The 25,769-nt window shown below is 73.2% G+C and carries 25 protein-coding genes; 12 read left to right on the forward strand and 13 right to left on the reverse strand.

The window, feature by feature from the left end:
* Nucleotides 1-66: 66 nt before the first annotated feature.
* A complete protein-coding gene (locus tag HUT06_RS06340; RefSeq protein ID WP_176194852.1) occupies nt 67-879 on the reverse strand; it encodes a class I SAM-dependent methyltransferase in 813 nt (270 codons plus the stop codon).
* Between the two features lie 240 nt (nt 880-1,119).
* Here HUT06_RS06340 and HUT06_RS06345 point away from each other — a divergent pair, with 240 nt between their 5' ends.
* The gene (locus tag HUT06_RS06345) at nt 1,120-2,205 is read left to right on the forward strand and encodes a winged helix DNA-binding domain-containing protein (protein ID WP_176194853.1); all 1,086 of its coding nucleotides are present in this window, start codon (nt 1,120-1,122) and stop codon (nt 2,203-2,205) included.
* A gap of 14 nt (nt 2,206-2,219) precedes the next feature.
* Here HUT06_RS06345 and HUT06_RS06350 read toward each other — a convergent pair whose 3' ends face one another.
* A complete protein-coding gene (locus HUT06_RS06350) occupies nt 2,220-2,708 on the reverse strand; it encodes a MarR family winged helix-turn-helix transcriptional regulator (RefSeq protein WP_176194854.1) in 489 nt (162 codons plus the stop codon).
* Between the two features lie 92 nt (nt 2,709-2,800).
* Here HUT06_RS06350 and HUT06_RS06355 point away from each other — a divergent pair, with 92 nt between their 5' ends.
* Nucleotides 2,801-3,562, forward strand: a complete 762-nt coding sequence (locus HUT06_RS06355) for a dioxygenase (RefSeq protein WP_176194855.1) — start codon at nt 2,801-2,803, stop codon at nt 3,560-3,562.
* Between the two features lie 19 nt (nt 3,563-3,581).
* Here HUT06_RS06355 and HUT06_RS06360 read toward each other — a convergent pair whose 3' ends face one another.
* On the reverse strand, nt 3,582-4,442 hold the full coding sequence (locus HUT06_RS06360; RefSeq protein WP_176194856.1) for an NAD(P)-dependent oxidoreductase: 861 nt from the start codon (nt 4,440-4,442) through the stop codon (nt 3,582-3,584).
* 248 nt (nt 4,443-4,690) lie between these two features.
* On the opposite strand from HUT06_RS06360, the gene HUT06_RS06365 reads away from it, so the two are divergent.
* Complete coding sequence (locus tag HUT06_RS06365) at nt 4,691-5,203, forward strand: O-acetyl-ADP-ribose deacetylase (protein ID WP_176194857.1); 513 nt, start codon at nt 4,691-4,693, stop codon at nt 5,201-5,203.
* Nucleotides 5,204-5,210: 7 nt separating this feature from the next.
* Here the strand turns inward: HUT06_RS06365 and HUT06_RS06370 are convergent, their stop codons facing one another.
* The 3 genes from HUT06_RS06370 to HUT06_RS06380 all read right to left on the reverse strand — a co-directional run bounded on the left by HUT06_RS06370 (nt 5,211) and on the right by HUT06_RS06380 (nt 8,210).
* Nucleotides 5,211-5,678 (reverse strand): universal stress protein, encoded by a 468-nt coding sequence (locus HUT06_RS06370; protein WP_176194858.1) that lies wholly within the window; start codon nt 5,676-5,678, stop codon nt 5,211-5,213.
* Between the two features lie 63 nt (nt 5,679-5,741).
* On the reverse strand, nt 5,742-6,530 hold the full coding sequence (locus HUT06_RS06375) for a TIGR03084 family metal-binding protein (RefSeq protein ID WP_176194859.1): 789 nt from the start codon (nt 6,528-6,530) through the stop codon (nt 5,742-5,744).
* Nucleotides 6,531-6,608: 78 nt separating this feature from the next.
* The gene (locus tag HUT06_RS06380) at nt 6,609-8,210 is read right to left on the reverse strand and encodes an AMP-binding protein (protein WP_176194860.1); all 1,602 of its coding nucleotides are present in this window, start codon (nt 8,208-8,210) and stop codon (nt 6,609-6,611) included.
* 165 nt (nt 8,211-8,375) lie between these two features.
* Here HUT06_RS06380 and HUT06_RS44370 point away from each other — a divergent pair, with 165 nt between their 5' ends.
* The gene (locus tag HUT06_RS44370) at nt 8,376-9,374 is read left to right on the forward strand and encodes a class I SAM-dependent methyltransferase (protein ID WP_254715010.1); all 999 of its coding nucleotides are present in this window, start codon (nt 8,376-8,378) and stop codon (nt 9,372-9,374) included.
* A 35-nt stretch (nt 9,375-9,409) separates the two neighbouring features.
* On the opposite strand, the gene HUT06_RS06395 is transcribed toward HUT06_RS44370, so the two are convergent.
* Nucleotides 9,410-10,168, reverse strand: a complete 759-nt coding sequence (locus HUT06_RS06395; RefSeq protein WP_176194861.1) for an SDR family NAD(P)-dependent oxidoreductase — start codon at nt 10,166-10,168, stop codon at nt 9,410-9,412.
* Nucleotides 10,169-10,317: 149 nt separating this feature from the next.
* Between HUT06_RS06395 and mshA the strand changes: the two genes are divergently transcribed.
* The 3 genes from mshA to HUT06_RS06410 are packed head-to-tail and all read left to right on the forward strand — an operon-like array spanning nt 10,318 to nt 12,996.
* Entirely contained in the window at nt 10,318-11,637 is a 1,320-nt protein-coding gene (mshA, locus tag HUT06_RS06400) for a D-inositol-3-phosphate glycosyltransferase (protein WP_176194862.1), read from the forward strand.
* Entirely contained in the window at nt 11,634-12,125 is a 492-nt protein-coding gene (locus HUT06_RS06405) for a YbjN domain-containing protein (protein WP_176194863.1), read from the forward strand. The genes mshA and HUT06_RS06405 overlap by 4 nt, the downstream gene beginning before the upstream one ends.
* A 28-nt stretch (nt 12,126-12,153) precedes the next feature.
* Complete coding sequence (locus tag HUT06_RS06410; protein ID WP_176194864.1) at nt 12,154-12,996, forward strand: phosphoglyceromutase; 843 nt, start codon at nt 12,154-12,156, stop codon at nt 12,994-12,996.
* Between the two features lie 72 nt (nt 12,997-13,068).
* On the opposite strand, the gene HUT06_RS06415 is transcribed toward HUT06_RS06410, so the two are convergent.
* The 3 genes from HUT06_RS06415 to HUT06_RS06425 all read right to left on the reverse strand — a co-directional run bounded on the left by HUT06_RS06415 (nt 13,069) and on the right by HUT06_RS06425 (nt 17,696).
* Complete coding sequence (locus HUT06_RS06415; RefSeq protein WP_254715011.1) at nt 13,069-14,169, reverse strand: oxidoreductase; 1,101 nt, start codon at nt 14,167-14,169, stop codon at nt 13,069-13,071.
* Nucleotides 14,170-14,241: 72 nt separating this feature from the next.
* A complete protein-coding gene (locus tag HUT06_RS06420) occupies nt 14,242-16,395 on the reverse strand; it encodes an arylsulfatase (RefSeq protein ID WP_176194865.1) in 2,154 nt (717 codons plus the stop codon).
* Nucleotides 16,392-17,696, reverse strand: coding sequence for an MBL fold metallo-hydrolase (locus HUT06_RS06425; RefSeq protein WP_176194866.1), 1,305 nt, complete (start codon nt 17,694-17,696; stop codon nt 16,392-16,394). The genes HUT06_RS06420 and HUT06_RS06425 overlap by 4 nt, the downstream gene beginning before the upstream one ends.
* A gap of 104 nt (nt 17,697-17,800) precedes the next feature.
* Here HUT06_RS06425 and HUT06_RS06430 point away from each other — a divergent pair, with 104 nt between their 5' ends.
* Together HUT06_RS06430 and HUT06_RS06435 are read left to right on the forward strand one after the other, a co-directional pair.
* Nucleotides 17,801-18,478, forward strand: a complete 678-nt coding sequence (locus HUT06_RS06430; protein WP_176194867.1) for a TetR/AcrR family transcriptional regulator — start codon at nt 17,801-17,803, stop codon at nt 18,476-18,478.
* Between the two features lie 194 nt (nt 18,479-18,672).
* Nucleotides 18,673-20,166: an MFS transporter gene (locus tag HUT06_RS06435; RefSeq protein WP_176194868.1), complete on the forward strand. Its 1,494-nt coding sequence runs from the start codon at nt 18,673-18,675 to the stop codon at nt 20,164-20,166.
* A gap of 99 nt (nt 20,167-20,265) precedes the next feature.
* Here HUT06_RS06435 and phoU read toward each other — a convergent pair whose 3' ends face one another.
* Nucleotides 20,266-20,928 carry a phosphate signaling complex protein PhoU gene (gene phoU / locus HUT06_RS06440; protein ID WP_176194869.1) on the reverse strand — a complete coding sequence of 221 codons (663 nt, stop codon included), beginning with the start codon at nt 20,926-20,928 and terminating at the stop codon, nt 20,266-20,268.
* 166 nt (nt 20,929-21,094) lie between these two features.
* On the opposite strand from phoU, the gene HUT06_RS06445 reads away from it, so the two are divergent.
* Complete coding sequence (locus HUT06_RS06445; protein WP_176194870.1) at nt 21,095-22,300, forward strand: cell wall metabolism sensor histidine kinase WalK; 1,206 nt, start codon at nt 21,095-21,097, stop codon at nt 22,298-22,300.
* Nucleotides 22,297-22,977, forward strand: a complete 681-nt coding sequence (locus HUT06_RS06450) for a response regulator transcription factor (protein WP_176194871.1) — start codon at nt 22,297-22,299, stop codon at nt 22,975-22,977. Before HUT06_RS06445 ends, HUT06_RS06450 begins: the two co-directional genes overlap by 4 nt.
* A 63-nt stretch (nt 22,978-23,040) precedes the next feature.
* Here the strand turns inward: HUT06_RS06450 and HUT06_RS06455 are convergent, their stop codons facing one another.
* Both HUT06_RS06455 and HUT06_RS06460 read right to left on the reverse strand, forming a co-directional pair.
* The gene (locus HUT06_RS06455) at nt 23,041-23,949 is read right to left on the reverse strand and encodes a hypothetical protein (RefSeq protein WP_176194872.1); all 909 of its coding nucleotides are present in this window, start codon (nt 23,947-23,949) and stop codon (nt 23,041-23,043) included.
* Nucleotides 23,950-24,149: 200 nt separating this feature from the next.
* A complete protein-coding gene (locus tag HUT06_RS06460; RefSeq protein WP_176194873.1) occupies nt 24,150-24,926 on the reverse strand; it encodes a hypothetical protein in 777 nt (258 codons plus the stop codon).
* A gap of 350 nt (nt 24,927-25,276) precedes the next feature.
* On the opposite strand from HUT06_RS06460, the gene HUT06_RS06465 reads away from it, so the two are divergent.
* Complete coding sequence (locus HUT06_RS06465; RefSeq protein WP_089328581.1) at nt 25,277-25,759, forward strand: CarD family transcriptional regulator; 483 nt, start codon at nt 25,277-25,279, stop codon at nt 25,757-25,759.
* Nucleotides 25,760-25,769: the final 10 nt, after the last annotated feature.

The following is a 25,769-nucleotide window of genomic DNA, read 5'->3' on the forward strand; positions in this document are numbered from 1 at the left end:
ATGTGCCGAGCGCGAACCCCCGCGCGGCGAGCCCGGGCGGGAGGGCCGGGCCGGCGAGGCCCCCGGTCACCGGCGTGCCGTCACCAGCCAGGACGTGCTCCGCAGGCGGACGGCGCCGTCGCGTTCGAAGCGCCGCATCGCGTCCGCGAGCGTGGCGACCAGGTCGTCTCCCGCGCCGTAGTTGTAGCGGATCGGGCCCCATGCGGCGAAGAACTCCGCCGCGTCCCGCGCGTCCCGCCCCCAGATCTGCTCGGCCTCGACCCGGCGGCAGTTCACGGCGCCGAACCCGGCCGCGCCGAGCACCTCCTGGACGCGCCCGGGATCCGACAGCGACAGGGGCCCGTCGTGCCCGATCGGGGCCTCCTCGCGCGGCGGCAGCGCGGCGAAGACGGACTGGAGGTCGGTGTCGCCGAGGGGTGCCATCGCCAGGAACGCCAGCCGCCCGCCGTCCCGCAGCGCCCGCCGGACGTTCCCGAACGCGGCGACGGGATCGGCGAAGAACATGACGCCGACCCGGCTGATCGCCACGTCGAAGGCGCCGTCCTGGAAGGGGTGGACCTGGGCGTCGCCCTGGACGAACTCCACGTTCCCGACGCCCTCCGCCGCGGCGCGCTCGCGGGCGGTTCCGAGCATGGGCCCGGACAGGTCCACGCCCGTCGCCCCGCCGAGCCGGGCCCGCCGGGCCGCGAGCCGGGTGGTCTGCCCGTTCCCACAGCCGATGTCGAGGACGCGGTCGTGCGGCCCGATGGCGGCCGCGTCCAGCAGGGCGTCGTTGAACCCGCCGTTGACCGCGTCGTACCGGTCGGGATGCTCGGCCCAGTGCGCGCCCTCGTACCCGTTCCACGCCTCCGCTTGATGCGTGTTGACGATCTCCGCCATGTCCCCTCCTCAGGTTATGAACAACCGTTCATGAACTTACGTTCATATCGTCTTCGCCGTCAAGGCCGCGCTGAAGGCCGTACCCGCCGGGCCGAGCGAGTGGGGGGTGCGGCAGTTCGGTGCGCAATGATTACCCGGATGTCGGACCCATCCGAGACGATGAGCGGATGAACCGGTTCCGGCACCGCCGTCCCGTCCCGGCCCTGGAGGTTCCGCACCTCACGGAGCTGCGAGGTCGCCATGAAGGCTGACAGGCGAGACCTGAACCGGGCGCTGCTCGCGCGGCAGATGCTGCTGGAGCGGCGCGACATGCCCGTCCTGGACGCGATCGAGCATCTCGTCGGCATGCAGGCGCAGGCGCCGAGCCCGCCGCACATCGGGCTGTGGAGCCGGCTCGACGGCTTCGCGTTCGACGCGGTCGGCCCGCTGATGACCGAGCGGCGAGTGCTCAGGATGGTCCTGATGCGCGGAACGCTCCACCTGGTCAGCGCCCGCGACGCCCGCGCGCTCCGGCCGCTCACCCAGCCGCTCCTGGACAACTACCTGCGGACCCGGGCCGCCGACCTCGCCGGCATCGACCTCGACGCGGTCACCGCGCACGCCCGCGCACTGCTGGAGGACGAACCGCGCACCGACAAGGAGCTGCGCGAGCTGCTGGCCGAGCGTTGGCCGGGCGAGGACCCCGCGCTGCTCGGCTGGGCGGTCCGGCTCCGGCTGCCGCTGGTGCAGGTCCCGCCGCGCGGCATCTGGGGCGCCTCCGGAATCGCCCGGCACACGACGCTCGACACCTGGCTGGACGGGCGTCCGACCGCCGAGACGACGCTGGACGAGGTCGTGCTGCGCTATCTGGCCGCGTTCGGGCCGGCGAGCGCGCAGGACGTCCAGCAGTGGTCCGGCCTGACGCGGCTCGGCGAGGTCGTCGAGCGGCTGCGGCCCCGGCTGCTGGAGTTCCGGGACGAGGACGGCCGCGCGCTCTACGACGTGCCGGACGCGCCGCGCCCCGGCGGCGACGCGCCCGCGCCGGTCCGGTTCGTCCCGGACTTCGACAACCTGCTGCTCTCGCACGCCGACCGCGCCCGGATCATCAGCGAGGAGCACCGCAAGCGCGTCTTCACCGTCAACGGCATCATCCGCGCGACGTTCCTCGTGGACGGCTTCGTCCACGGCATGTGGAAGATCGAGAAGAAGCGCGGGGAGGCGGTGCTGCGCGTCGACCCGTTCGCGCCTGTCCCGAAGCGGGAGTGCGCCGCGCTGGAGGAGGAGGGCCTGCGACTGCTGGCCGCCGCACATCCCGGCGTGAAGTCGCACGCGGTCGAGTTCCTCTAGCGCTTGCCGGTCAGTCAGCCTTCGCCGCGGGCGCAGGGGGCCTCGTGGTCGGGGTCGAGGGACGACAGGAGCGCGTGCAGGGTCTCGCGGAAGGCGAGCATCTGCTCGCGGTCCAGCGGGTCGAACAGGTGGCGCCTGACCTCGGCGACATGGCCGGGCGCCGCCTTGGCCAGCACCGCGTACCCCTCGTCGGTCAGCCGCGCGATCGTGGTGCGGCGGTCGCCGTCGTGCTTGCAGCGGCTCACCCAGCCGGCCTCCTCCAGCCGGTTCACGGCGTGCGAGAGGCGGCTCGGGGACGAGTGGACGAGCTCGGCGAGCGCGGTCATCGTCAGCGCGCGGCCGGGGGCCTCCGACAGCATCGCCAGGATCATGTAGTAGGCGTGCGGCATCCCGGAGTCGCGCTGGAGCTGCCGGTCGAGGGCGGAGTTGAGCAGCCGCGACGTCCACAGGAAGGCCCGCCAGGTCTCCTGCTCCTCGTCGTCCAGCCACTGCGCCTCGGTCATGCGGACAGTCTACCCAACAGTTGAACCCTCAAGGCTTGAAAGTTCAAGCATCTCCCGGATATGGTTGAAGTCTCAAGTAAAAGGGGGACGACATGACCCGGATGCCGGTGCTCTACCTGAGCCATGGCGCGCCGCCGCTGGCGGACGACGCCCGGTGGACCGGCCAGCTCGCCCGCTGGTCGGCGGACCTGCCGAAGCCCGCGGCGATCCTCATGGTGTCGGCGCACTGGGAGGCCGCGCCGCTCAGCATCGGCGCCACGCGGCAGGTGCCGCTGGTGTACGACTTCTGGGGGTTCCCCGAGCGCTACTACCGCGTCCGCTACGACGCGCCCGGCGCTCCCGAACTGGCCGCCGAGGTGCGCAAGCTGATCCCCGGCGTCCGGCAGGACGAGGAGCGGGGCCTGGACCACGGCGCCTACGTCCCGCTCGTGGAGATGTACCCGGACGCCGACGTCCCCGTGCTGCAGATGTCGATGCCGACGCTGGAGCCGGAGCGGCTCTTCGAGGTGGGGCGGAGCCTCGCGCCGCTGCGCGAGCGGGGCGTGCTGATCGTCGGGAGCGGGTTCACCACGCACAACCTGCGGGAGCTGCGCCCGGACCCGGACGCCCCGCCGCCCGCCTGGTCGGCGGAGTTCGACGAGTGGACGGACCGCGCGGTGCGGGGCGGCGACGTCGACGCCCTGCTCGACTTCCGCGCGAAGGCGCCCGCGGCGCGCATCGCCCACCCCCGGACCGAGCATTTCGCGCCGCTGTTCATGGCGCTGGGAGCGGACGCGGACCAGGCGTCGAGGCGCCGGTCCGTGATCGACGGCTACTGGCTCGGGCTGGCGAAGCGCTCGTTCCAGTTCGGGTGAATTGTCACGTTCCGCCCGATTAGCCGGTCGGTCCGTCGGTCGCGGTCTCCATCTGGGTGAAACCGGTGCGCCACGAGGTCACCTGCGGCTTCCAGCCGAGGCCCAGCGCCTTGGCGTTGGACACCGGGCGGCCGGTCGTCGCGGCGTGCTTGCCGGCGCTGCCCGGGTGGGGAGCGCCGATCGCCGCGCTGTAGACGGGCAGCCAGTCGGCCGTGGTGGCGGGCTCGTCGTCCACGATGTTGACGGCGCCGGCCGGCCAGTCGAGCGCGGCGAGCGCCGCCGAGGCCGCGTCGTCGGCGTGCACGAAGGACGTCCACGAGGGCGCCAGCCGCAGCGTGCCCGCGCGGGCCCGCTCGGCGATCGCGCCGTCGGGGGCGTACCAGGTGCCGGGGCCGTAGAGCGCGCCGTACCGCAGCACGACGCCGCGCGGCATCTCGCCGACCGCGTCCTCCAGCGCCGCGACGCCCTCGTACGGGGGCAGCGTCGAGTCGAGCGGGTCGCTCTCGGCGGCCGCCGCGCCGCCCGGGACGTACAGCCAGGCGATGCTCTGCGCGACCATCGTCTCGACGCCCGCGGCCTTCGCCGCGTCCACCAGGTTGCGGGTGCCGGCGATGCGCAGCCGCGAGTTGGCGCCGAAGTCCTCCTCGCTGAGGTCGGTGAGCTGGTGGATCACGGCGTCCGGGCGCTCGGCCGCGACGGCGTCGCGGACCGCCGGGCCGTCGAGCACGTCCACGACGACGGGCGCGGCGCCGAGATCGCGCAGCAGCGCGGCGCGGTCGGACCGGCGCGTCGTCCCTGCGACCTCGTGGCCCGCCTGGACGAGCAGCGGGATCAGCCGGCGACCGACGACTCCGGTCGCTCCGGCGAGGAGAATCTTCAAGGGGGTACCTCCGCGACTGTCACGCCTTTGTGAGATCGTCTTTTGTAGGATCGTCCAGTGCACTCGCCCGGCGTTCGGCATGGTAGCCCCCCTGCGTCCGGTCGGACGACGTCGGACGAGCCGCACCGCCCCCGGGGTCCCGTCCGCCAATGAGCGTACCGCCGGGAACCGCCCGAACGCGTTTCGCATCCGGCGCGGACGAGAATTCCCGTCTTCGAGGACGGAACCGGCGGCGGAGGAGGGCGCACATGGAGATCACTCTCGTGCGGGGCGACATCACCGAGCAGGACGTCGACGCGGTCGTGAACGCGGCCAACTCGTCGCTGCTCGGAGGCGGCGGCGTGGACGGCGCGATCCACCGCCGGGGTGGGCGGGAGATCCTCGACGCGTGCCGTGACCTGCGCGCCTCGCATTACGGCGGCGGGCTGCCGACCGGTCGGGCGGTCGCGACCACGGCCGGGCGGCTGCCCGCCCGCTGGGTGATCCACACGGTCGGGCCGGTGTACTCCGCGTCCGACGACCGCTCCGGCCTGCTGGCCTCCTGCTACCGCGAGTCCCTCCGCGTCGCCGACGAGCTGGGCGCCGCCTCGGTCGCCTTCCCGGCCGTGTCGGCGGGCATCTTCGGCTGGCCGCTGGACGATGCCGCCCGGATCGCGGTCGGCACCGTCCGCTCCACTCCCACTCAGGTCGCCGACGTCCGGTTCGTCCTCTTCAGCGCGGACGTCTACGCCGCCTTCGAGCACGCTCTGGAATCGTCCTAACCCGGGTTCAGTCCTCCTTCTTGCGGGGCGGCACCACGAGGACGGGCCGGTGCGCGTGATGCAGCACGCGGGTCGACACGCTGCCCAAGATGACGGAACGGGCGCCCGCCAGGCCGCGCGAACCCGTGACGATCAACGACGCGTCCAGTTCGTCCGCGACGTCCACGATGGCGGCCCACACGGGTCCGCCGCCGCGCTCCGCACGCGTCGTCACCTCGGTCAGCCCGGCGGCGAGGGCGAGGTCGGCGCCCGCCCGCGCGAGCTGCTCGGCCTGCTTCTCCTCCTCCCAGGTGTCGCCGTCCTGCGGCCCGGCGGGGATCGGTGCCACGGCGGCGATCGGCGCCCAGGTGATCTGGGTCAGCAGCGGCTCCCACACCGTCATGATCACGGTCGGCTCGCCCTTCAGATGGCGTGCGGCGAACTCGATGGCGGTACGCGAGTCGTCAGAACCGTCGAATGCAATGAGAACTGTCATGAGGAGGACATTTCCAAGATCAGACCCGGTGGAACCCGAACGGCTCGCACAGTGGCCGATCTCTCAGCCGGCCTGCGGCGCGCGGCCGGTGCCGGGCGGCCCGGCGAACGCCTGGGCGATGTCCAGCCAGCGGTCGGCGTCCGGCCCGGTGGCGGTGAGGGCGAGATCGGCGCGGTGCCGGCGCTGCGCGACGGCGTGGCAGAAGTCGAGCGCGGGGCCGGTGACGGACTGGCGCGCGTCCGCCGGCCCCCACGTCCACTCCTCGCCGCCGGGGCCCGCCAGGACGACGCGGAACTCCTCGGCCGGCGGCTCCAGCCCGCGGTTGCGGTACGCGAAGTCGCGGGTCCGGACGCCGATGTGCGCGACGTGCCGGAGCCGGTGCGTCGGCTCGCGTCGGACCCCGAGCGCGTCGGCGACGTCCTCGCCGTGCGCCCACGTCTCCATCAGCCGCGCGGTCGCCAGCGTCGCGGCGCCCATCGGCGGGCCGAACCAGGGCAGCCGCGTACCGGGCGGGACGGCGGCGAGGGCGGCCACCATGCCGCGGCGCCCGTCGCGCCAGCGCGCGAGGAGCGCCGCCGGGTCCTCCTTCGCGCCCTCCCGCGCGCCCGTCTCGACATAGCCTTCGGGGTCGGCGAGGGCCGCCTCGACGAGCTCGGCGAACGCGCCGGCGTCGGTGGCCGCGACCACGGCCTGGTCGTCGGTCCAGGCGAGATGGGCGATCTGGTGCGCGATCGTCCAGCCCTCGGCGGGGGTCGGGTCCGCCCAGCGGGCGGCGGGCAGCGGCGCGACGAGGGCGTCGACGGAGTCGCCCTCGGCGGCGAGGTCGGCGAGCAGAGAGTGCAGATCTGGCATTCCGCCAGGATCGTCGGTCGCGCCGCCCCGGTACAGATCGGGCCCTACAAAACCGAACGTGGTTCTTTAGCCGGGCAGTCAGTCGAGGAGGGCGCGGGCGGCGGCGTAGTCGGCCTTGCCGTTCGGCAGGCGCAGGCCCGCGTCCGTCCGGACGAACGCCTTCGGGATCTTGTAGCGGGCCAGGTGGGCGGCGCAGCCCGCGCGCAGCTCCGCGTCGGACGGGCCCCCGGCGGGGCTGACCACCGCGACGATCTCGGTGCCCCAGTGCTCGCTCGGCCGGCCGACGACCAGCGCGTCCGCGACGCCCGGCAGCCCGCGCAGCACAGACTCGACCTCCTCCGCGAACACCTTCTCCCCGCCGGTGTTGATCGTGGTGGCCTCGCGGCCGTGGACCTCGACGGTGCCGTCCGCGAGCAGCCGCGCCCGGTCGCCCGCCACGACGAGGCGCTCGCCGTCCAGCGCCAGGAAGGTGCCCGCGGTCTTCGCCGGGTCGCCCAGGTAGCCGAGCGGGATCGCGTCGCCGCCCTTGGCCAGCCAGCCCAGCTCGTCCTCGCCGGGGGCGAGCCGCCGGGACCGGTCGGCGGACAGCACCGCCGTCCCGGGCGCCGCCGCGAACGTCCGCGCCGCCGAGCCGTTCCGGGTGACCTGGAACCCCGACTCCGACGAGCCGAGGACGTCCACGATCCGGGTCCGGGGGAGGAGCTCCAGCATCCGGGCCTTCACGCCGGGACTGATCGCGGCGGCCGAGTTCACGAACGTGCGGAGCGCGCCCAGGTCGTGCGGGCGCGCCTCCAGCGCCGCCGTGATCGGACGGGCGAACGCGTCCCCGACCAGCGGCATCCGGGTGACGCGCTCGCGCTCGGCGGTGGCCATCAGGTCGGCCGCGTCCAGGCCGTCCACCCGGTCGGGGAACACCACGCACCCGCCGCCGCACCAGGCGCCGAGCGCCGACCACGTGCCGGCCCCGTGCATCAGCGGCGGGCCGACCAGCACCCGCACGTCGCTGCGGACGGCCCGCGCGACGGCGTCCTCCAGATCGGTGACGGGGACGCCGTCGCGGCGCCGCAGGCCGAGCGGGCCGATCATCAGGTCGCCGATCCGCCACAGCACGCCCTTCGGCATGCCGGTCGTCCCGCCGGTGTAGAGGATGTGCAGGTCACCGGCCTCGGGGCGCACCGGCAGCGGGTCGGTCGACGCCTTGGCGAGGGCGTCCTCGTAGTCGAGCGCGCCGGGCAGCAGCGGGGCGCCGGACTCGTCCGCGACCTGGAGGAGCAGCGGGCGCTCGGCCAGCCGCTCGACGACCCGGCCGATGGCGTCCGCGAACCGCGCGTGGAAGAGCACGGCGGCCGGGCGGGCGTCGCCGAACAGGTGCGCCAGCTCGTCGTCCACGTACCGGTAGTTGACGTTGAACGGGGCGACCCGGGCCTTGTGCGCGCCGACCAGGCCCTCCAGGTACTCGGGGCCGTTGTGCAGGTAGAGCGCGAGATGGTCGTGCGGCGACTCCCACGGCTCGGCCGCCGTGCCGCGCAGGCCGAGGCCGTGCCCGTGCAGGACGTTCGCCAGCCGCCGGGTGCGGTCGGCCGTCTCGCGCCAGGTCGTCCGGCGGTCGCGCCACACCAGGCACTCGCGGTCGGGGATCGCGGCGGCGATGGCCTCGTGCAGTGTCGCCAGGTCGAGCATCGGCACTCCTCGGGGGGGACGGCGTCGGCAGCACCGTAACCGATAACTTACCGAACCTCATTCGGTGGACGTTGCGGGCGGTTCGCGGCGTCTTCGGCGTACAGGGCATAGGCCGCGAGAAGGAACAATTGCCAAGTGCCCCCAGCCCGCCGGCCGCGAGGAGAGGTGACTCGCGGCACCACCGCCCCCAACCGGCTCCGCCGCGTCGACCGCTGGATCGCCGCCACCCAGACCGGCCCCCTCCACGCCGACCCGCGCCCGCTGGCCGTCGATCTCGGCTACGGCGCCTCGCCGGTCACCACGTTCGAGATCTACGCCCGGCTGCGCGCCGTCGCACCGCGCCTGGAGGTCGTCGGCATCGAGATAGAGCCGGACCGCGTCGCCGCCGGCCGCACCCTCCTCGCCGCCCTCCGCGAACCCCCCGAACCCCCGGACCCGCCCCCGCCGCAGCCCTCCGGCAGCGGCAAAGGAGCCGAAGCCCCCAAAGGAGCCGTTGCCCTCAAAGGGGCCGTTGCCCTCAAAGGGGCCGGTGCCCTCAAAGGGGCCGGTGCCCTCAAAGGGGCCGGTGCCCTCAAAGGGGCCGGTGCCTTCAAAGGAGGGGCGGGGGTGAACCGTGCCGGGGCGGCGTTCGACGGGCTGTCGTTTCGGCGCGGGGGGTTCGAGTTGCCGGTGCCGCGGCCGCCTGCGCTGGTCAGAGCGTTCAACGTGCTGCGGCAGTACGACGAGACGGCCGCGTGGCGCGCATGGGACGATCTGCGCGCGCGCCTGGCGCCCTCGGGCGTCCTCGTGGAGGGGACGTGCGACGAGATCGGGCGCCGCGCGGTCTGGGTCACCCTCACCGCGGACGGGCCCCAGACCATCACGTTCGCCGCGCATCTGGGCTCGCTGGAACGTCCGTCCGTGCTGGCCGAGCGGCTGCCGAAGACGCTGATCCACCGGAACGTGCCGGGCGAGCCCGTCCACGCGCTGCTGGCGGACTTCGACCGCTGCTGGGCGACGGCCGCGCCGCACTCGGCGTTCGGCCCCCGCGCGCGCTGGGTCGAGGCGGTGTCGCTCCTGGCGCGGACCCACCCCGTCTTCACGCATCTGCCGTACGGCGGACGGCACCGGTGGCGCCTCGGCGAGGTCACCCTCCCCTGGACGGCGGTCGCCCCGCGAGGCTGAGCCCGCCGACGCTGAGCCCGCTGACGCTGAGCCCGCTACTCGCGGTGCAGCTTGTAGGGGGCGGCCTGCACGCGGGGCTGCACGTCGATGCGGTCGATGTTGACGTGCGCCGGGCGGGTGACGGCCCAGGCCACGCAGTCGGCGACGTCCTCGGCGACGAGCGGCTCCGGGACGCCCTCGTACGGCTTGGCGGCCCGCTCGGCGTCCCCGCGGAACCGGACCAGGGAGAACTCCTCCGTCTTCACCAGCCCCGGCGCGATCTCGGTGATGCGCACCGGCTCGGCGACCAGCTCCAGCCGCAGCACGTCGTTGACCGCGTAGGCGGCGTGCTTGGCCGCGTTGTACCCGCCGCCGCCCTCGTACGGGACGTGCGCGGCGAGCGAGGTGATGTTCACCACGTGCCCGGCGCCGCTCTCGACCAGCTTCGGCAGGACCGCCTTGGTCACCCGGACCAGGCCCAGCACGTTGGTGTCGTACATCGTCTGCCAGTCGGCGAGGTCGGCGGCCGCGACGCTCTCCAGGCCGACGGCGCCGCCCGCGTTGTTGACCAGCACGTGGCAGGTGTCGACCGCCGCCGCGAGCGCGTCCACCGACTCCTGCGACGTGACGTCCAGGGTGAGCGGGACGATCTTCGCGGCGCCCGGCACGGTCTCGGCGATCTCCTTGGCGAGGGCGTCGAGGCGGTCGCGGCGCCGCGCCGCGAGCACCACGTTGAACCCCTCCGCCGCCAGGCGCCGCGCCGTGGCGGCCCCGATCCCGCTGCTTGCTCCGGTCACTATCGCGGTCTTACGCATGCGACCAGGGTCCCAGAAGCGGTGCGCGGCACCACCGGTGGACCGGGTGCCGGTGAGACCGGTCACTGTGGCGAGAAGTCACGAATGTCCCCCTTCTCGTGGGAACACCAAACCGGGTCGATAGGTTGCACTACCGGAGGTGATGTTCAGTGTCGCGTCGTGTCAACCGGGTTGCGACGGTCAGTGTTCATACTTCCCCCCTTGACCAACCTGGTACCGGCGACGCGGGCGGCATGAACGTCTACATCGTCGAGGTGGCCAAGAGGCTGGCCGCGAGGGGCGTGGAAGTCGACATCTTCACCCGCGCGACGTCGCGGGCCCTGCCCCCGGTGGTCGAGCTCGCGCCGGGCGTGCTCGTCCGCAACGTCGTCGCCGGGCCGTTCGAGGAGCTGGACAAGACCGAGCTTCCCCGGCACCTGTGCGGGTTCACGTCCGGGGTGCTGCGCGTCGAGGCGGCCCACGACCCCGGCTACTACGACCTCCTGCACACGCACTACTGGCTGTCCGGGCAGGCCGGGTGGGCGGTCAAGCAGCGGTGGGGCGTCCCGCTCGTCCACTCCATGCACACGATGGCGAAGGTCAAGAACGCCGCCCTCGCCGACGACGACAAGCCCGAGCCCGCCGAGCGCGTGCTCGGTGAGGAGCAGGTCGCGGCGTCCTCCGACCAGCTCGTCGCCAACACCGGCAAGGAGGCCCGCGAACTCGTGGACCTCTACGGCGCCGACCCCTCGCGGGTCGCGACCGTCAGCCCCGGCGTCGACCTGTCGATGTTCCGCCCCGAGTCGCCGATCCTCGCCCGCAGCACCGGCCTCCTCCCGCACCGCACCGGCCCGGCCCGCCGCCGGCTCGGACTGCCGCGCGACGCGTACGTGCTGCTGTTCGTCGGCCGGATCCAGCCGCTCAAGGCGCCGGACGTCCTGCTGCGCGCCGTCGCCCGCATGCTCGCCGACGACCCGGCGCTGCGCGCCAAGCTCGTCGTCGCCGTCGTCGGCGGCCCGTCCGGTTCCGGCCGCTGCCGCCCCGAGGGGCTCCAGTCGCTCGCCGCCCAGCTGGGCATCACCGACGTCATGCGCTTCGAGCCGCCGTCCCCGCAGCACGAGCTGGCCGACTGGTACCGGGCCGCGGACGTCACCGTCGTCCCGTCCCACAGCGAGTCGTTCGGGCTCGTCGCCGTCGAGTCGCAGGCGTGCGGGACGCCCGTCGTCGCGTCCCGCGTCGGCGGCCTCTGCACGGCCGTCGCGGACGGGGAGTCCGGCGTGCTGATCTCCGGGCACGACCCCGCCGACTACGCCGCCGTCCTGCGCCGGCTGCACGCCGAACCCGGCCTGCACGCGCGCCTCGCCCGCGGCGCCGTCCGACATGCGGACGGCTTCGGCTGGGACGCCACCGTCGACCGCCTCCTCGACGTGTATACCGGTGCCATGTCGATCCCCGCCGTCAGTGTCGTCCCCGCAGAGGTCACCGCATGAGCCACGTCGAGACCATCAGAGAGACGCTTGAGGCGGCCGAGCTGGAGTTCGACGAGCCGCGCGAGAACGCGTTCTTCGTCAAGCTCCCCGGGCAGCACAAGCTCGCCACCATGACCTGGCTGCTCGTCGGCGACCACTCCCTGCACGTCGAGGCGTTCTTCTGCCGCCGCCCGGACGAGAACCACGCCGAGTTCTACCGGTTCCTGCTGGAGAAGAACGGCGGCATGTACGGGGTCGCGTTCGCCCTGGACGACGTCGGCGACGTGCACCTCGTCGGGAAGCTGCCCCTCGACTCGATCTCCGCGGACGAGATCGACCGCGTGCTCGGCTGCGTCCTCACCTACTCCGACGAGAACTTCGACAAGGCCCTGGAGCACGGGTTCAAGTCGTCCATCCAGCGCGAATGGGACTGGCGGGTGAAGCGCGGCGAGAGCCTCGCCAACCTGCGGGCGTTCGCCTCCTTCGCGGACCCGGCCAACCGCGAGTGACCTCCGGCGGGCCGATAGGCTCTGCTGCATGGCGACCCTGGTATTGCTCCGGCATGGCGAAAGCGTTTGGAACGCGGAGGGGCTGTTCACCGGCTGGGTGGACGTCGACCTGTCCGCGAAGGGCGAGAGCGAGGCGACCCGCGGCGGCGACCTGCTGCTCGACGCCGACATCACCCCCGACGTGCTGCACACCTCCCTGCTGAAGCGGGCCATCCGCACCGCCAACATCGCCCTGGACGTCGCGGACCTCCTCTGGATCCCGGTGAAGCGCTCCTGGCGGCTGAACGAGCGCCACTACGGCGCCCTCCAGGGCAAGAACAAGGCGCAGACGCGCGAGGAGTTCGGCGAAGAGCAGTTCATGACCTGGCGCCGCTCCTACGACACCCCGCCGCCGCCCATCAAGGACGACGACCCGCTGTCCCAGGTCAACGACCTGCGCTACGCCGAGCTGCCGTCCGAGCTGATCCCGCGCTCGGAGTGCCTCGCCGACGTCGTCGACCGGCTGCTGCCCTACTGGTACGACTCGATCGTCCCCGACCTGGCCGCCGGCAAGACCGTGATGGTCGCGGCGCACGGCAACTCGCTGCGCGCCATGGTCAAGCACCTGGACGACATCTCCGACGAGCAGATCGTCGGCCTGAACATCCCGACCGGCATCCCGCTCGTCTACGAGCTGGACGACGACTTCGCCCCGCTCAAGCGCGGCGGCGAGTACCTCGACCCGTCCGCCGCGAAGGCCGCGATCGAGGCCGTCAAGAACCAGGGCGCCGCGAAGTCGGACGGCCCGAAGCCGCCGACGCCGCCCGCGAAGGACGCCAAGGACGCCAAGGACGCGAAGAAGGACAAGCCCCGGCGCGGCCGCAGGAAGTGACCGCCCGCAAGAAGTGACGGCACGCGAGAAGTGGCGGCACGCGAGAAGTGACCGCTCCCCGGTCGGCCGTGGCTACGGCCGGCCGGTGCGGGTGAAGGCGAGCCGGGCCGCGCGGCCCTGCTCGCCGGCGGCCCAGCAGCCGCCGTCCGGCGCGCAGTCGACGGTGTCGAAGGAGCCGGTGTCGAACCGGGTCCAGGTGCGGCCGCCGGTCAGGGTGCCGTCGCTGCCGGTCGGGCCCACGGCCAGCGCGGCCGGGCCCGCGTACACCGGCCACGCCACCCCCGACCGGTACTCGGCCGGGGGACGGGCCGCGACCCGCCACGTCCGGCCGCCGTCGGAGGTCGTCGCCGCGGCCTTCGGGGACGGTTCGCCGGGACGGTAGTCGCCGCCGACCGCGATGCCGTGCCGCGAGTCGCGGAACGCGACCGCGAACACCCCGGCCGCCGGTCCGGCGGGCAGCGGCGTGTCGGTGACGGTCCAGGTCAGGCCGCGGTCCCGGGAGTGGAACACGCGCGAACGGGACGCGCCGCCCGTGGCGAGCCACACGTCCCGCCCGCCATGGCTCACCAGGCACTGCCCGCTGGCGGCGAACCCGGCCTCGCCCTCCAGTGCCGGGGGCATCCCCTCGGACGGCAGCACCCGCCAGCTCCGGCCGCCGTCGCGGGTGGAGATGATCCGGAACCGGCCGTCCACCGGGTCGCTCACGGCCAGCCCGTGCCGCGCGTCGAAGAACGTGACGCAGTCGTAGAACGCCTTCGGGTCGTCGTTCTGGAAACCGAGCGTCCAGGTGCGGCCGCCATCGGACGTCCGGTAGACGCGGGACGCGTCGCCCTCGCCGATGGCCAGCACGACGGCCCGCCGCGCGTCGAACGCCTCGACGTCGCGGAACTCCAGCCCGGCGGCTCCGGCGGGCGCGACGTCCCGCCAGCTGCGGCCGCCGTCGGTCGTCCGCAGCACGGTGCCGCCGCTGCCCGCCAGCCAGGCGACGTCGCGCCCGACCGCGGCCAGCCCGCGCAACCGCGCGTCCGAGCCGGTCGGGGTGAGCCGCCAGCCGGGCCCGCCCGCCTCGGCCCGCGCCGGTGCCGGGAGCGCGGCGGCGAGCACCGCCGCGAGGACCGCCCCGCACATCCCGGCCACGGCCGGCTTCCGGATCACCGCGCGCATCGGAGTCATGCCGCGCAAGCTAACGAAAGTTGATCAAGCCGTCCAGACCCATTCGCCGGTCGCCACCGCCGCCGGGGCCCGTCAGTCGAGGGTGATGTCGACGCGGTCGATCTCGCCGCCCGTGAAGGGGTAGGCGGGCGGGTGGTCGCCGACCGGGGAGCCGGTGGTGAGGCCGATGTCGAAGGTCTCGTCGATGGAGAACACGGCGGGCGGGGTCGCGGCGATCCGGCCGCCGGCGGCCTCCGCCCCGTCGACGGTGAGCACGAGCGTGCCGCCGCGTCCGAGGCCGTCGCTGTCGGCGGTGAAGTCGACCCGCAGGGTGTGGCGGCCCGGCGCCAGGACGACGTCGGGGACGAGTTCGGCCACCGCGATCTCGAACGTGCGGTAGACGAACACGGGACGGCCCGTGTCGCCGACGAACAGCGACCAGCCCGCGGCCCGGCCGCCCATCGTGGCGATGACGCCGCGCGGCCGGCCGGTGACGTCCAGCGCCGCCTCCAGCGTCCAGGACCGGCCGATCATGCGGGGCGCGTTGCTCTCCGGGATGCCGACGGCGCCGGGGTGGTAGGTGAACTTCTTGCGCCCGGCGGCGAGGTTGGGCATGCGGGTGCGGGAGACGCGGGCGTCGCGCAGCGGGAGGATGCCGACGCGTCCCGCCTCCCGCTCGAACACCGCCCGGAGTTCGGCGAGGCGCTCGGGCTCGGTCGCGGCGAGGTCGTTCGCCTGGCTGAAGTCCTCCTCCAGGTTGTAGAGCTCCCAGACGTCGTCCTCGAACGGGCGGCCCTTGCCCGGCAGGGCGACGCCCCACGGGACGCCGCCGTGGTGTGCGGACGCCATCCAGCCCTCGTGGTAGACCGACCGGTGCCCGTAGACCTCGAAGTACTGGGTGGTGTGCCGTTCCGGCGCGGACGGGTCGTCGAAGCTGTAGCACAGGCTCGTCCCGTGCATCGGCTCCTGCGGGACGCCGTTCACCGTGTCCGGCATCGTCAGCCCGGCCGCCTCCAGGATCGTCGGCGCGACGTCGTTGACATGCGAGAACTGGCTGCGCAGCCCGCCGGCGGCGATGCCGTTCGGCCAGGTCAGCGCCATCGGGTTGCGGGTGCCGCCGAGGTGCGAGGCGATCTGCTTGACCCACTGGAACGGGGAGGTCATCGCCCACGCCCACCCGGCGGGGTACTGCGGGTAGGACTCGGCGGTGCCGATCACGTCGAGCTTGGCGAGGGCGTCGGCCGGCGACTCGGTGATGCCCTGGAGCGCCCCCATGTAGTTGACGCTGCCGGGCAGCCCGCCCTCGGCGCTGCTGCCGTTGTCGCCGACGATGTAGACGAACATGGTGTCGTCGAAGATGCCGCTGTGCTTGAGCTCCTGGACGAGCCGGCCGATCTGGACGTCCGTGTGCTCCAGGAAGCCCGCGTACACCTCCATGAGGCGTTCGGCCATCGCGCGCTCGTCGTCGGAGAGGCTGTCCCAGCTCGGGATCTCCTCCGGGCGCGGGGTCGTCCGGGTGCCCGGCGGGACGACGCCGCGCTCGATCTGCCGCTCCAGGATCCGCTCGCGCTCGGCGTCCCAGCCGTGCGCGAACCGGCCCCGGTAGCGGGCGCTCCACTCCGGCGGGACGTGCAGCGGCGCGTGCGTGGCGCCCGGTGCGAGGTAGAGGAAGAACGGCCGGTCGGGGGTCATCGACTGCTGCATCCGGATCCAGCGGATCGACTGGTCCACCAGGTCCTCGGTGAGGTGGTAGCCGGGGTCGGACGGCGGTTCGACCGGGGCCGTCCCCTCGTAGAGGGTCGGCTGGTACTGGTGGGTCTCGCCGCCGAGGAACCCGTAGAAGCGGTCGAAGCCCTGCCCGGTGGGCCAGCGGTCGAACGGCCCCGCCTGCGACGACTCCCACGGCGGCGCCAGGTGCCACTTGCCGACGCACGCGGTGGAGTAGCCGCTCTGCCGCAGGACCGTCGCGATGGTGGCGCTCTCCGGCCGCAGCACGCCCTCGTATCCGGGGTGGGCGTTGGCGCTGTTGAGGACGGTCCCGACACCGGCCGCGTGCGCGTCGCGTCCGGTCAGCAGGGACGCCCGAGTCGGGGAGCAGATCGCCGTCGTGTGGAACCGGTTGTAGGCGAGGCCCTCGGCGCGCATCGCGTCCAGCGTGGGGGTGGCGATGGAGCCGCCGAACGTGGCGGCGGCGCCGTAGCCGACGTCGTCGAGCAGCACGAGGACGACGTTCGGGCGGCGGGTCATCGCGCCGCCTCCTTGCGGGCCCGCTCGACCCACTGGCGGCTCACGCGCAGGTTCACCTGGGCCATCAGGGAGGGCTCGGCGGACGCCCGGTGCTCCAGGACCTCGGCGTAGCAGTCCTGCGCGCCGGGATCGGAGCGGTCCGCGAGGAACGCCCATTCGGCGAGGTGGCTCGCCATGCGCGGGTCGGTGTCCTGGAGTTCGCGGGCGCGGGCGGCGAGGACGGCCGTGCCGCCCGCGAGCCGGGCGATCTCGGCGGCCTGCGCCGCCTTCGGCGCGGGCAGCAGGTCGGCGGGGTGGCCGTTCCACCAGCCGCCGTAGCGGCGGATGACGTTGCGGCAGATGAACTCGGGCTTGTCGTAGATCGCCACGAGCCGGGGGTGCGCGGCCAGCTCGGCGGGGACGCGCAGGGACTCGACGATCTCCTCGGGCGGTGTCCCGGCGTTCAGGCCGTCCAGCGCGTGGTCGACGATGTGCCGCAGGTAGCGGGCCATGGCGCCCAGCTCGTCCTGGATCCCCGCGGCGCCCCGGACGAGGTCGCCGTGCCCCGGGATGATCACTTCGGGGCGCAGCGCGGCCATGGCGTCGGCGGCGTCCGCCCACTCCTCGGCGTAGCGCTGCACCTTCTTCGGGTTGCCCGCGTTGGGCAGGTAGCCGGTGACCAGGTCGCCAGCGGCGATGACGCCGCGCTCGGGCGCCCAGACCCAGGTCGCGTCGTCGGTCTCGCCCTTGGCGTGGAACAGCTCGAACCGCTCGCCGCCGATGGTGAGGGTGAGGGCGTCGCGGTACGTCTCGTCCGGCCAGACGAAGTCGGACTCCTTCGAGGCCCAGGCGGGCCCGCCGTCCGGCCCGGGGAGCTGCCCGTTGACGCGGGCGTTGAGCCCGGACGTCTTCATGTAGCGGCGGAAGTGGGCGGGGACGTTCTCGTGCGCGATCACCCGCGGCCGCTCGCCCGCCTCCAGGAACGCCCAGAGGCCGAACGCGTGGTCGCTGTGGCCGTGCGTGTAGACGACGGTGTGCAGCGGCCGCGCGCTGATCGCGCGGACGGCCGCCAGCAGCGCCGGGCCGTCTCCGGCGCAGCCGCAGTCGACCAGCAGCAGGCCCTCGTCCGTCTCGAACAGGGCGACGTTGACCATGCCGGGCTGGATGTAGTGGGTGCGCGGCGCCGCCTCCACGACCAGCGGCTCGCGGCCGGAGCCGTGCGCGCGGGAGAAGATGTGCCGGGCCTGGTCCGGACTGAAAAGCCCGAACGCCGATTCGGCGGTCCGCCGCTGGTTGTCGGGAAACGTGGGAGCGTTCGGCATCGCGAGCCTCCAGCAGGTTTAAGTCACGTGGCTTAGGCACGTTAAAGCAGCTCGCTTAACTGGTCAAGGGCTACGGTGCCGCGGGTTCTTGTAGGGTGGTCGCCGTGAGCGCGGTAAAGGGGGCGGCCGGGGTGCGCGACACCCGCGCCCGGCTCATCGACGTCGCCGAGCGGCTCTTCGCCGAGTACGGCATCGAGGCGGTGTCGCTGCGCATGGTCGGCACCGAGGCGGGCCAGCGCAACAACTCCGCCGTGCTGTACCACTTCGGCTCCAAGGACGGCCTGATCGCCGCGATCATCGACGTCCGGTCCGCGCCGGTGGACGCGCGCCGCGCCGAGCTGGCGGCGGCGCTGCGCGCCGGCGGCGGGCCGCCCGACCCGGCCGAGCTGATCGGCCTGCTCCTCCAGCCGCTCGTGGAGACGATCGGCGCGACCGGCGAACGCACCTGGTACCTGCGGTTTCTCGCCAACGTCATGGACCACCCGATGTTCGAGGCGCCGTGGCGGCCGGACGCGTCCCGCCCGCCCGGCGCCCCCGCGCGGCCCGACCCGCCGGCGATGCGTCACCTGCGCGTGGAGTGGCGGCGGCTGCTGCCGGACCTGCCGGACGCCGAGTTCGAGCGCCGGACGCGCTGGACGATGATCGCCGCGTTCCGGCTGCTGGCCGACTACGAGCGGCAGCGCTCGGCCGCCCCCGCCGCGGCGCCGCCCGCCGGCCAGGTCGTCGCCGACCTGACCCGGATGCTGCTGGCGCTGATGCAGGCCCCGCACCCGGCGCCCTGACCCGCGCCCCCGCCCGCCCGCGCCGCCCGTGTCGTTAAATCACCGGGCTTAACTTCGCCGACGGCATTTCCCGACCTAAGTCCCACTGAGTGGGATCGTCCTTGCGTGGCCCGGATCACTCATCGAGTTTCGGCTTTTACAAATCGACGCCGAATGGCCGACGGCCGTCGTATCCGAAACGATCGAAGGATCCCATGGCACTCGATCTCACCCCTGCCCATGGTGCGGCGCCGAGGTACCGGCTCCTGCTCGCCCTCGCCGTCATCATCCTGTTCTCCGAGACCGCGACCTTCGAAGTCCTCATGGTCATGCCGGCGCTGCCGGACATGGCCGCCCACTTCCAGACCACCGCCGTCGCCTGGGTCGTCTCGATCCTCACCCTCGCCGGCGCGACGATCATGCCGCTGGTCGGCCGCGCCGCCGACCGGTGGGGCAAGAAGCGCGTCATCGTCCTGCTCGGCTGCGTGTTCCTCGCGGGCAGCGTGCTGTGCGCGACGGCGGAGTCGTTCCCGCTGCTGCTGGCCGGCCGGGCCATGCAGGGCTCGATGGTCGGGATCGTGGGCCTGTCCTACAGCCTGGTCCGCGACATCATGCCGCGGGACTTCGTCCCGGTCGCCCTCGGCATGGTGGTCACGGGTGTCGGCATGTCGGCCGTCGTCGGCCCGTTCGCCGCCGGGGCGCTCATCGACGCCTTCGGCTTCCGCGGCGTCTACTGGTTCATGGCGGCGTACGTGGCGCTCCTGCTCCCGCTGTACGCGCTGCTGATCCCCGAGAGCGCGACCCGGGTGGGCCAGCCGATCGACTACCTCGGCTCGGCGCTGCTCGGCCCGGCCGCCGGCGCGCTGCTGTACGGCCTGTCCCGCGGCTCCGACCACGGCTGGACGACCCCCGGCGCGCTCGGCTTCCTGGCCGCCGGCGTCGTCCTGCTGGCGGGCTTCCTGGTGCGGCAGCGGACGGCGCGGCACCCGCTGATCGCGCCGCGGATCCTGTTCGGCCCCCGGTTCGCGCCCACCCTGCTCGCCGTCGGATGCGTCTCCTACATGATGAACGCCCACGCCCTGATCGTGCCCACCATGCTCCGGACGCCGGAGGGCGCGGGCGGCACCGATTACGGCGCGGGCCTGTCCGCGACCGGGTACGCGATGTGGACGTGGCCGCTCGGCGTGATGGCGATGGTCATGGGACCGCTCGGCGGCTACCTCGCCAAGCGGTTCGGCCCCCGGTGGGTCCTGCTCGGCGCGGCCTGCCTGTTCCTGCTGACCCTGCTCGTCGGCGCGCAGTTGCCGCACGTCTTCTGGCAGGTCGCGGCGATGAGCGTCATCGCCGGCATGGCGGTCGGGTTCCTGCACTCGTCCAACGCCAACCTCGTCCAGGACGCGCTGCCGTCGTCGCACAGCGGCGTCGGGAACACGATCGGCGCCATGAACTCGCTGCTGGCTGCGTCTGTGGGCAGCACCATCACCGGCATCGTCATGGCGGACCACGTCCGGGCCACCCACCCGGTCACCCACGCGGTGCTCTACCAACCGGACGCCTTCACTAACGGCTACATGTACGCGGCCGTCGTCGGCGCTGTCGGCCTAGTGGTGGCCCTCGTCATGCGTCACGGCCGCCGTCCCGCCGAGGGCGGCCTGTCCGAGGACGACGACCGCCCCACCGCCAAGGACGGTGCCGCCCTGGCCTCCTGACCGTCCCGTCCCGATTCGGGCACGGCGGGGCCGGTGCCGCCGCTCCACGCGAGCGCGGCACCGGCCCCGCCAGTGGTCTCCCGGCACCGACGTCCGGGCTCAGGACAGGTCGGTGATCTCCTCCGGCCGCTGCCCGGTCACCAGGTAGACGACGTTCTCCGCCACATGGACGGCGTGGTCGGCGAAGCGCTCGAAGTAGCGCCCGGCGAGGGTGATGTCGACGGCCGGCTCGACGCCGTGCTTCCACTTGGGGGACAGCAGGATGTCGAACAGCCGCCGGTGGAGGCGGTCCATCTGGTCGTCGTCGGCGTCGAGTTCGAGGCCCATCTCCACGTCCTGGGACGCGATGACGCTGCCCGTCTTGGCGATCATGCGCTCGGCGATCTGCCCCATCTCCAGGACGGTCGCCTGCAGCTCCGGCGGGACGGCCGTCTCGGGGTGCCGGCGGCGGGCGGTCTTGGCGATGTGCACGGCGAGGTCGCCCATGCGCTCCAGGTCGCCGCTCATCCGCAGCGCCGTGATCAGCGTGCGCAGGTCGCCGGCGACCGGCTGCTGGCGCGCCATCAGGTCGAAGACGGTCGCCTCGATGTCGGCGTCGATCTTGTTGACGTGCTCGTCACCGCTGATGACCTCCTCCGAGAGCCGCAGATCGGCGTCCAGCAGGGCGGTCACCGCACGGGCCATCGCGGACCGGACGAGGCGGGTCATCTCCACCAGGCTGTCGGTGAGGGAGTCGAGTTCCTCGTGGTAGGCGTCGCGCAATTGAAGTCCTTCGCTGGGAACCGGGGGAGGGCGGACTCGCCCACGCAACAGCCTGCCCCGCCGTCGTGAACGAGTCCGGAGGGGAAGGTGAACTTTAAGGGAACGAGACGTACCTGACCTGCACCGCGGGGAAGGGTAGCTCGTTTCGCCGCTTACGATCCGTGGTGTGGAGGTCGAGATTGTCGCGAGCCTCGCGGGGCTCGCCGGGCTCGCCATCGGGCTGACGACTGGATTGGCGGTACGCGTGAGCGAGCGAGCCCAGCGGACGGTGTCCCAGACCGCCCCGGTGGGAACACTGCCCCCGGGCGTGGCGTCGGTGCTGAGCGTCCTGCGTTCGTCGGCCGTGGTCGTGGACGGGGAGGACCGGGTGCTGCGCGCCAGCTCCGCCGCGCGCGCCTACGGCCTCGTCAGCGGCGACCGGCTGGTGGTGGACGAGGTCCTCGCCATGGCCCGGCTCGTCCGCCGGGACGGGGAGATCCGGGAGACCGAGATCCAGGTCGGGCCGACGAGCGCGCGGATCCGGGCGGACGGCCGCTGGTTCGCGGTGCGGGTGGCGCCGCTCGGCTCGCACGGGCTCGTCCTCGTCCTCGCCGAGGACCTCACCGACATGCACCGCACCGAGGCGATCCGGCGCGACTTCGTGGCGAACGTCAGCCACGAGCTGAAGACCCCGGTCGGCGCCCTGTCGCTGCTCGCCGAGACCGTCGAGAACGCCGCCGACGACCCCGAGGCCGTCCGCCGGTTCGCCGGGCGGATGCAGTACGAGTCGGTGCGGCTGACCAACCTCGTCCAGGACCTGATGACGCTGTCGCGGGTCCAGGGCGACGAGCCGCTCCCCGACCTCAGGCCCGTCGACCTGGACGAGGTCGTCGCGGAGGCGCTGGAGCGCTGCCAGTTCCGGGCGGGTGAGAAGGACATCGAGCTGGCCTCCGGCGGCGAGGCCGACCTGCGGGTCCGCGCCGACCAGGAGCTGCTCGCCACCGCGCTGCGCAACCTCGTCGACAACGCCGTCGCCTACAGCCCCGAGCACACCCGGGTCGTGGTGTCGGCCCGGCGGTTCGACGACCGCCAGGTCGAGATCAACGTGACCGACCAGGGCATCGGCATCCCGGACGCCGAGATCGGCCGGATCTTCGAGCGGTTCTACCGGGTCGACCCGGCCCGCTCGCGGCGCACCGGCGGCACCGGGCTCGGCCTCGCCATCGTCAAGCACGTCACCGGCAAGCACGGCGGCGACGTGACGGTGTGGAGCAAGGAGGGCCACGGGTCGACGTTCACGATCCGGCTCCCGCTGCTCGACGCCCCCCTTCGTCCCGCCTCAGGGACCGCAACGCAAGCCCCAGAGAACACCGCCCGGGAGGCATCACCGTGACCCGCGTGCTCGTCGTGGAAGACGAGGAGTCGTTCAGCGACGCACTGTCGTACAACCTGCGCAAGGAGGGCTTCGAGGTGGCCGTCGCCGCCACCGGCCCCGACGCGCTGGACATCTTCGAGCGCAACGGTGCCGACCTCGTGCTGCTCGACCTGATGCTGCCCGGCCTGCCGGGCACCGAGGTCTGCCGGGAGCTGCGCGCCAAGTCCAGCGTCCCGGTGATCATGCTGACCGCCAAGGACAGCGAGGTCGACAAGGTCGTCGGGCTGGAGCTCGGCGCCGACGACTACGTCACCAAGCCGTTCTCCACCCGGGAGCTGATCGCCCGGATGCGGGCCGTGCTGCGCCGCCAGGGCGAGGTGGACGAGCCGGCGCCCGCGACGCTGGAGGCCGGCCCGGTCCGGATGGACGTCGAACGCCATGTGGTCAGCGTCGGCGGCGAGCCCGTCCAGCTACCGCTGAAGGAGTTCGAGCTGCTGGAGGTGCTGCTCCGCAACGCCGGCCGCGTCCTCACCCGGATGCAGCTGATCGACCGCGTGTGGGGCGCCGACTACGTGGGCGACACCAAGACGCTGGACGTCCACATCAAGCGTCTCCGCGCCAAGATCGAGGCGGCGCCGTCCACGCCGCGGTACATCGTGACCGTGCGCGGCCTGGGCTACAAGTTCGAGCCCTGACGGACATGAGGAACGGCCCGCTCCCGGTTGGGGGCGGGCCGTTCTCGCGTGTGCGGGAGGGGGTCAGTGGCCCCCGGAGGCACCCGGCGTCTCGGACGTGCCGGGCGACGGCGTCTCGGACGTGCCGGGCGTCTCGGACGTGCCGGGGCTCGGCTCGCCGGACGCGCCGGGCGAGGGGCTGCCGGACGGGCCGCCGGTCGCCCCGGGCGTGCCGGACGGCTGCGTCGTGGGCGTGGCGAACGGGAAGGTGGCGAAGTCCTGCTGGTGCGGGACCACGGGCACCTTGAACTCGATGGCGCCGGCGTGCTCGAACTGCATCCGCACCGGGACGATCGTCCCCGCGATGAGGTCCTTGGTGAGCCCGGTCAGCACCACGAGCGGCTGCTCGCCCGTGCCGGGCGTCACCGGGAGGCCGCTCTCCTGCGGGCTGGTGGTGTTCTCCGACGTCGGGGTGCTGCTGGTGTTCGGCGTGGCACCGGTGCCGGCGGTGGTCCGCGGGCTCGCGGTGCCGGACGGCGTCCCGGTCTGCGTGCCGGACGGCGTGGCGGAGGCGCTCGCCTTCGGCTGCGGCTTGCCGAGCAGCTGGACCATGCCGCCCATGCCGTCCACCGAGGCGGCCGGCAGCGCGACGGCGCCGCCCGCGATCTTCGCCTGGCCGAAGGCGGGCGAGCTGACCGCGACCAGCCGGTCCGGGCGGCCCTTGACCTGGTTGATCAGCACGCCGTAGAGCGGGACGTCCGCGCCCGCCTTGAGCGGCTGCCCGTCCTGCGCGCCCAGCAGGAACATGTTGCGCAGGTCGATCTGGGTCGGGGCCTTCTTGTCCATCGGGATCGCCACGTTGACGCCCTCGGTCAGCCGCGTCGGCGCGGCGGACTGGGGCGACGTGCCGGCGCCGCAACCGGAGATCACCGGCGCGATCGCGACGGCGCCCGCCACGGCGAGCACGACCACTCGACGGCTGTTTCGGATCACGGCGTCGGTCTCCTCGCGAAGTGTCATGGTGATGGCGGCGTGAGATACGCCAGGGGAAGCGTAGCGAGACCCTGGCGGGAACCCCTCCCCGGGGTCGCCGACACGCCCGCGCACGTCCGGATCATGCTCGCGCACGCGCGGAACATGCGCACGCGCGCACGAAAGATCCTTCCGGGCGGCCGGTCCGGGCGGCCGGCGGCTCAGTAGCCGGTGCCGAGCGACTCGACCCGGCCGTTGAGCTCGGCGCCCGACCTGGGGCCGCGGACGATCTCGGTGACGACGCCGTCCGGCTGGACGAACACGGCGGTGAGGCCGGTGCCGGTGGGGCCGGGCGTGCCGGGCGCGGGGGCGTAGGCCGCGGCGAGGACGCCCGCCCGGTCCTCCAGGATCAGCGGCGTCCCGCCGTGGGCGGTGCCCGCGCAGGCCTTCAGGTCCTTCAGCGGCGTCGCCTTCTTCCCGGGCGCGGGGCGCGGGTCGGCGACGAGCCAGAAGTTGAGCTTGTACTGCCAGGTCCTGGCCGCGAGGTCGGCCACCACGCTCTCGCACTCGTACGCGGGCGGGACGATGCCGATCACGCCGGGGCGCAGGTCGCGCAGCGAGGTGGGGACGTCGCCGTCCGCGCCGGTGCCGACCTCCCGGTCCGGCAGCAGCCCGCCGATCTCGCCGGGGCTCGCGGACGGGCGGGGCGCGAGCTGCGCGCCGGTCGGCCGCGGCACCGGGCGCGGGCCGAACGCCGTCATGAGCACCCCGCTGAGCAGCGCGACCAGCAGCGCGCCCGCGATGATCGGGATCGCGACGCCGAACCGGGTGACCGGCCGGGCGAGCCGCCGGACCCGGGCGCGGCGCCGCCGCCGCCGCTCCTCGCGGTGGTAGGCGGCCATGTCGCGCTCGAGCTCGCGGGCGTCATCGGGCACGACGACGTCCACGCGGGGGAGCCCGTAGTCGTCGGGCTCCGGGTCGCCGCCGTCCGGCCTCACGCCGCACCTCCCTCAACGGGTCGCGTCACCCGGGCCGCCGTCCAGTTCGAACCCTTCCGGGCGCTTCGTACCCGCGCCGTGCGGAAGGCTCACCTCCCAGTATGGAACGCGTGCGCGGGCCCGGCGGGACGGACGCTTGTAACGGCGTCCCCTTACCGGTAATGGCGTTTCGGTCGGATCCCGGTGATCTCCCGGCTACACTGAGTACGGGGAACTGGACGCCGATGCACCATTAAAGGGCTTTGTCAATACCCCAATATGCGGTTTGACCTGCGCATATGCCTGGAAGGCCGGTTCAGCCATGCTCGTTTCCGTGCTACCCTGGTTCTAGCGGAAGGGGTACTTGTCACATGACTTTCCAGGTCGGCGACACCGTCGTCTACCCCCACCATGGGGCTGCTCGGATCGAGGCCATCGAGACTCGCACCATCAAGGGTGAGGACAGGACCTATCTGGTCCTGAAGGTTGACAAGGGTGACCTGACAGTGCGGGTCCCGGTTGAGAACGTCGAGGACGTGGGCGTCCGGGACGTCGTCGGCCAAGAAGGACTTGAGAAGGTGTTCGAGGTGCTTCGCGCACCCTACACCGAAGAGCCCACCAACTGGTCGCGCCGGTACAAGGCGAACCTTGAGAAGCTCGCCTCCGGCGACGTCAACAAGGTCGCCGAGGTCGTTCGCGACCTCTGGCGGCGCGACAAGGAGCGCGGCCTGTCCGCGGGTGAGAAGCGGATGCTCGCCAAGGCGCGCCAGATCCTGGTCAGCGAGCTCGCGCTCGCCGAGAAGACCAACGAGGACAAGGCGGAGGCCCTGCTGGACGAGGTCCTGGCCAGCTGAACGGTCGACC

The sequence above is a fragment of the Actinomadura sp. NAK00032 genome, assembly GCF_013364275.1.
Taxonomy (GTDB): Bacteria; Actinomycetota; Actinomycetes; order Streptosporangiales; family Streptosporangiaceae; genus Spirillospora.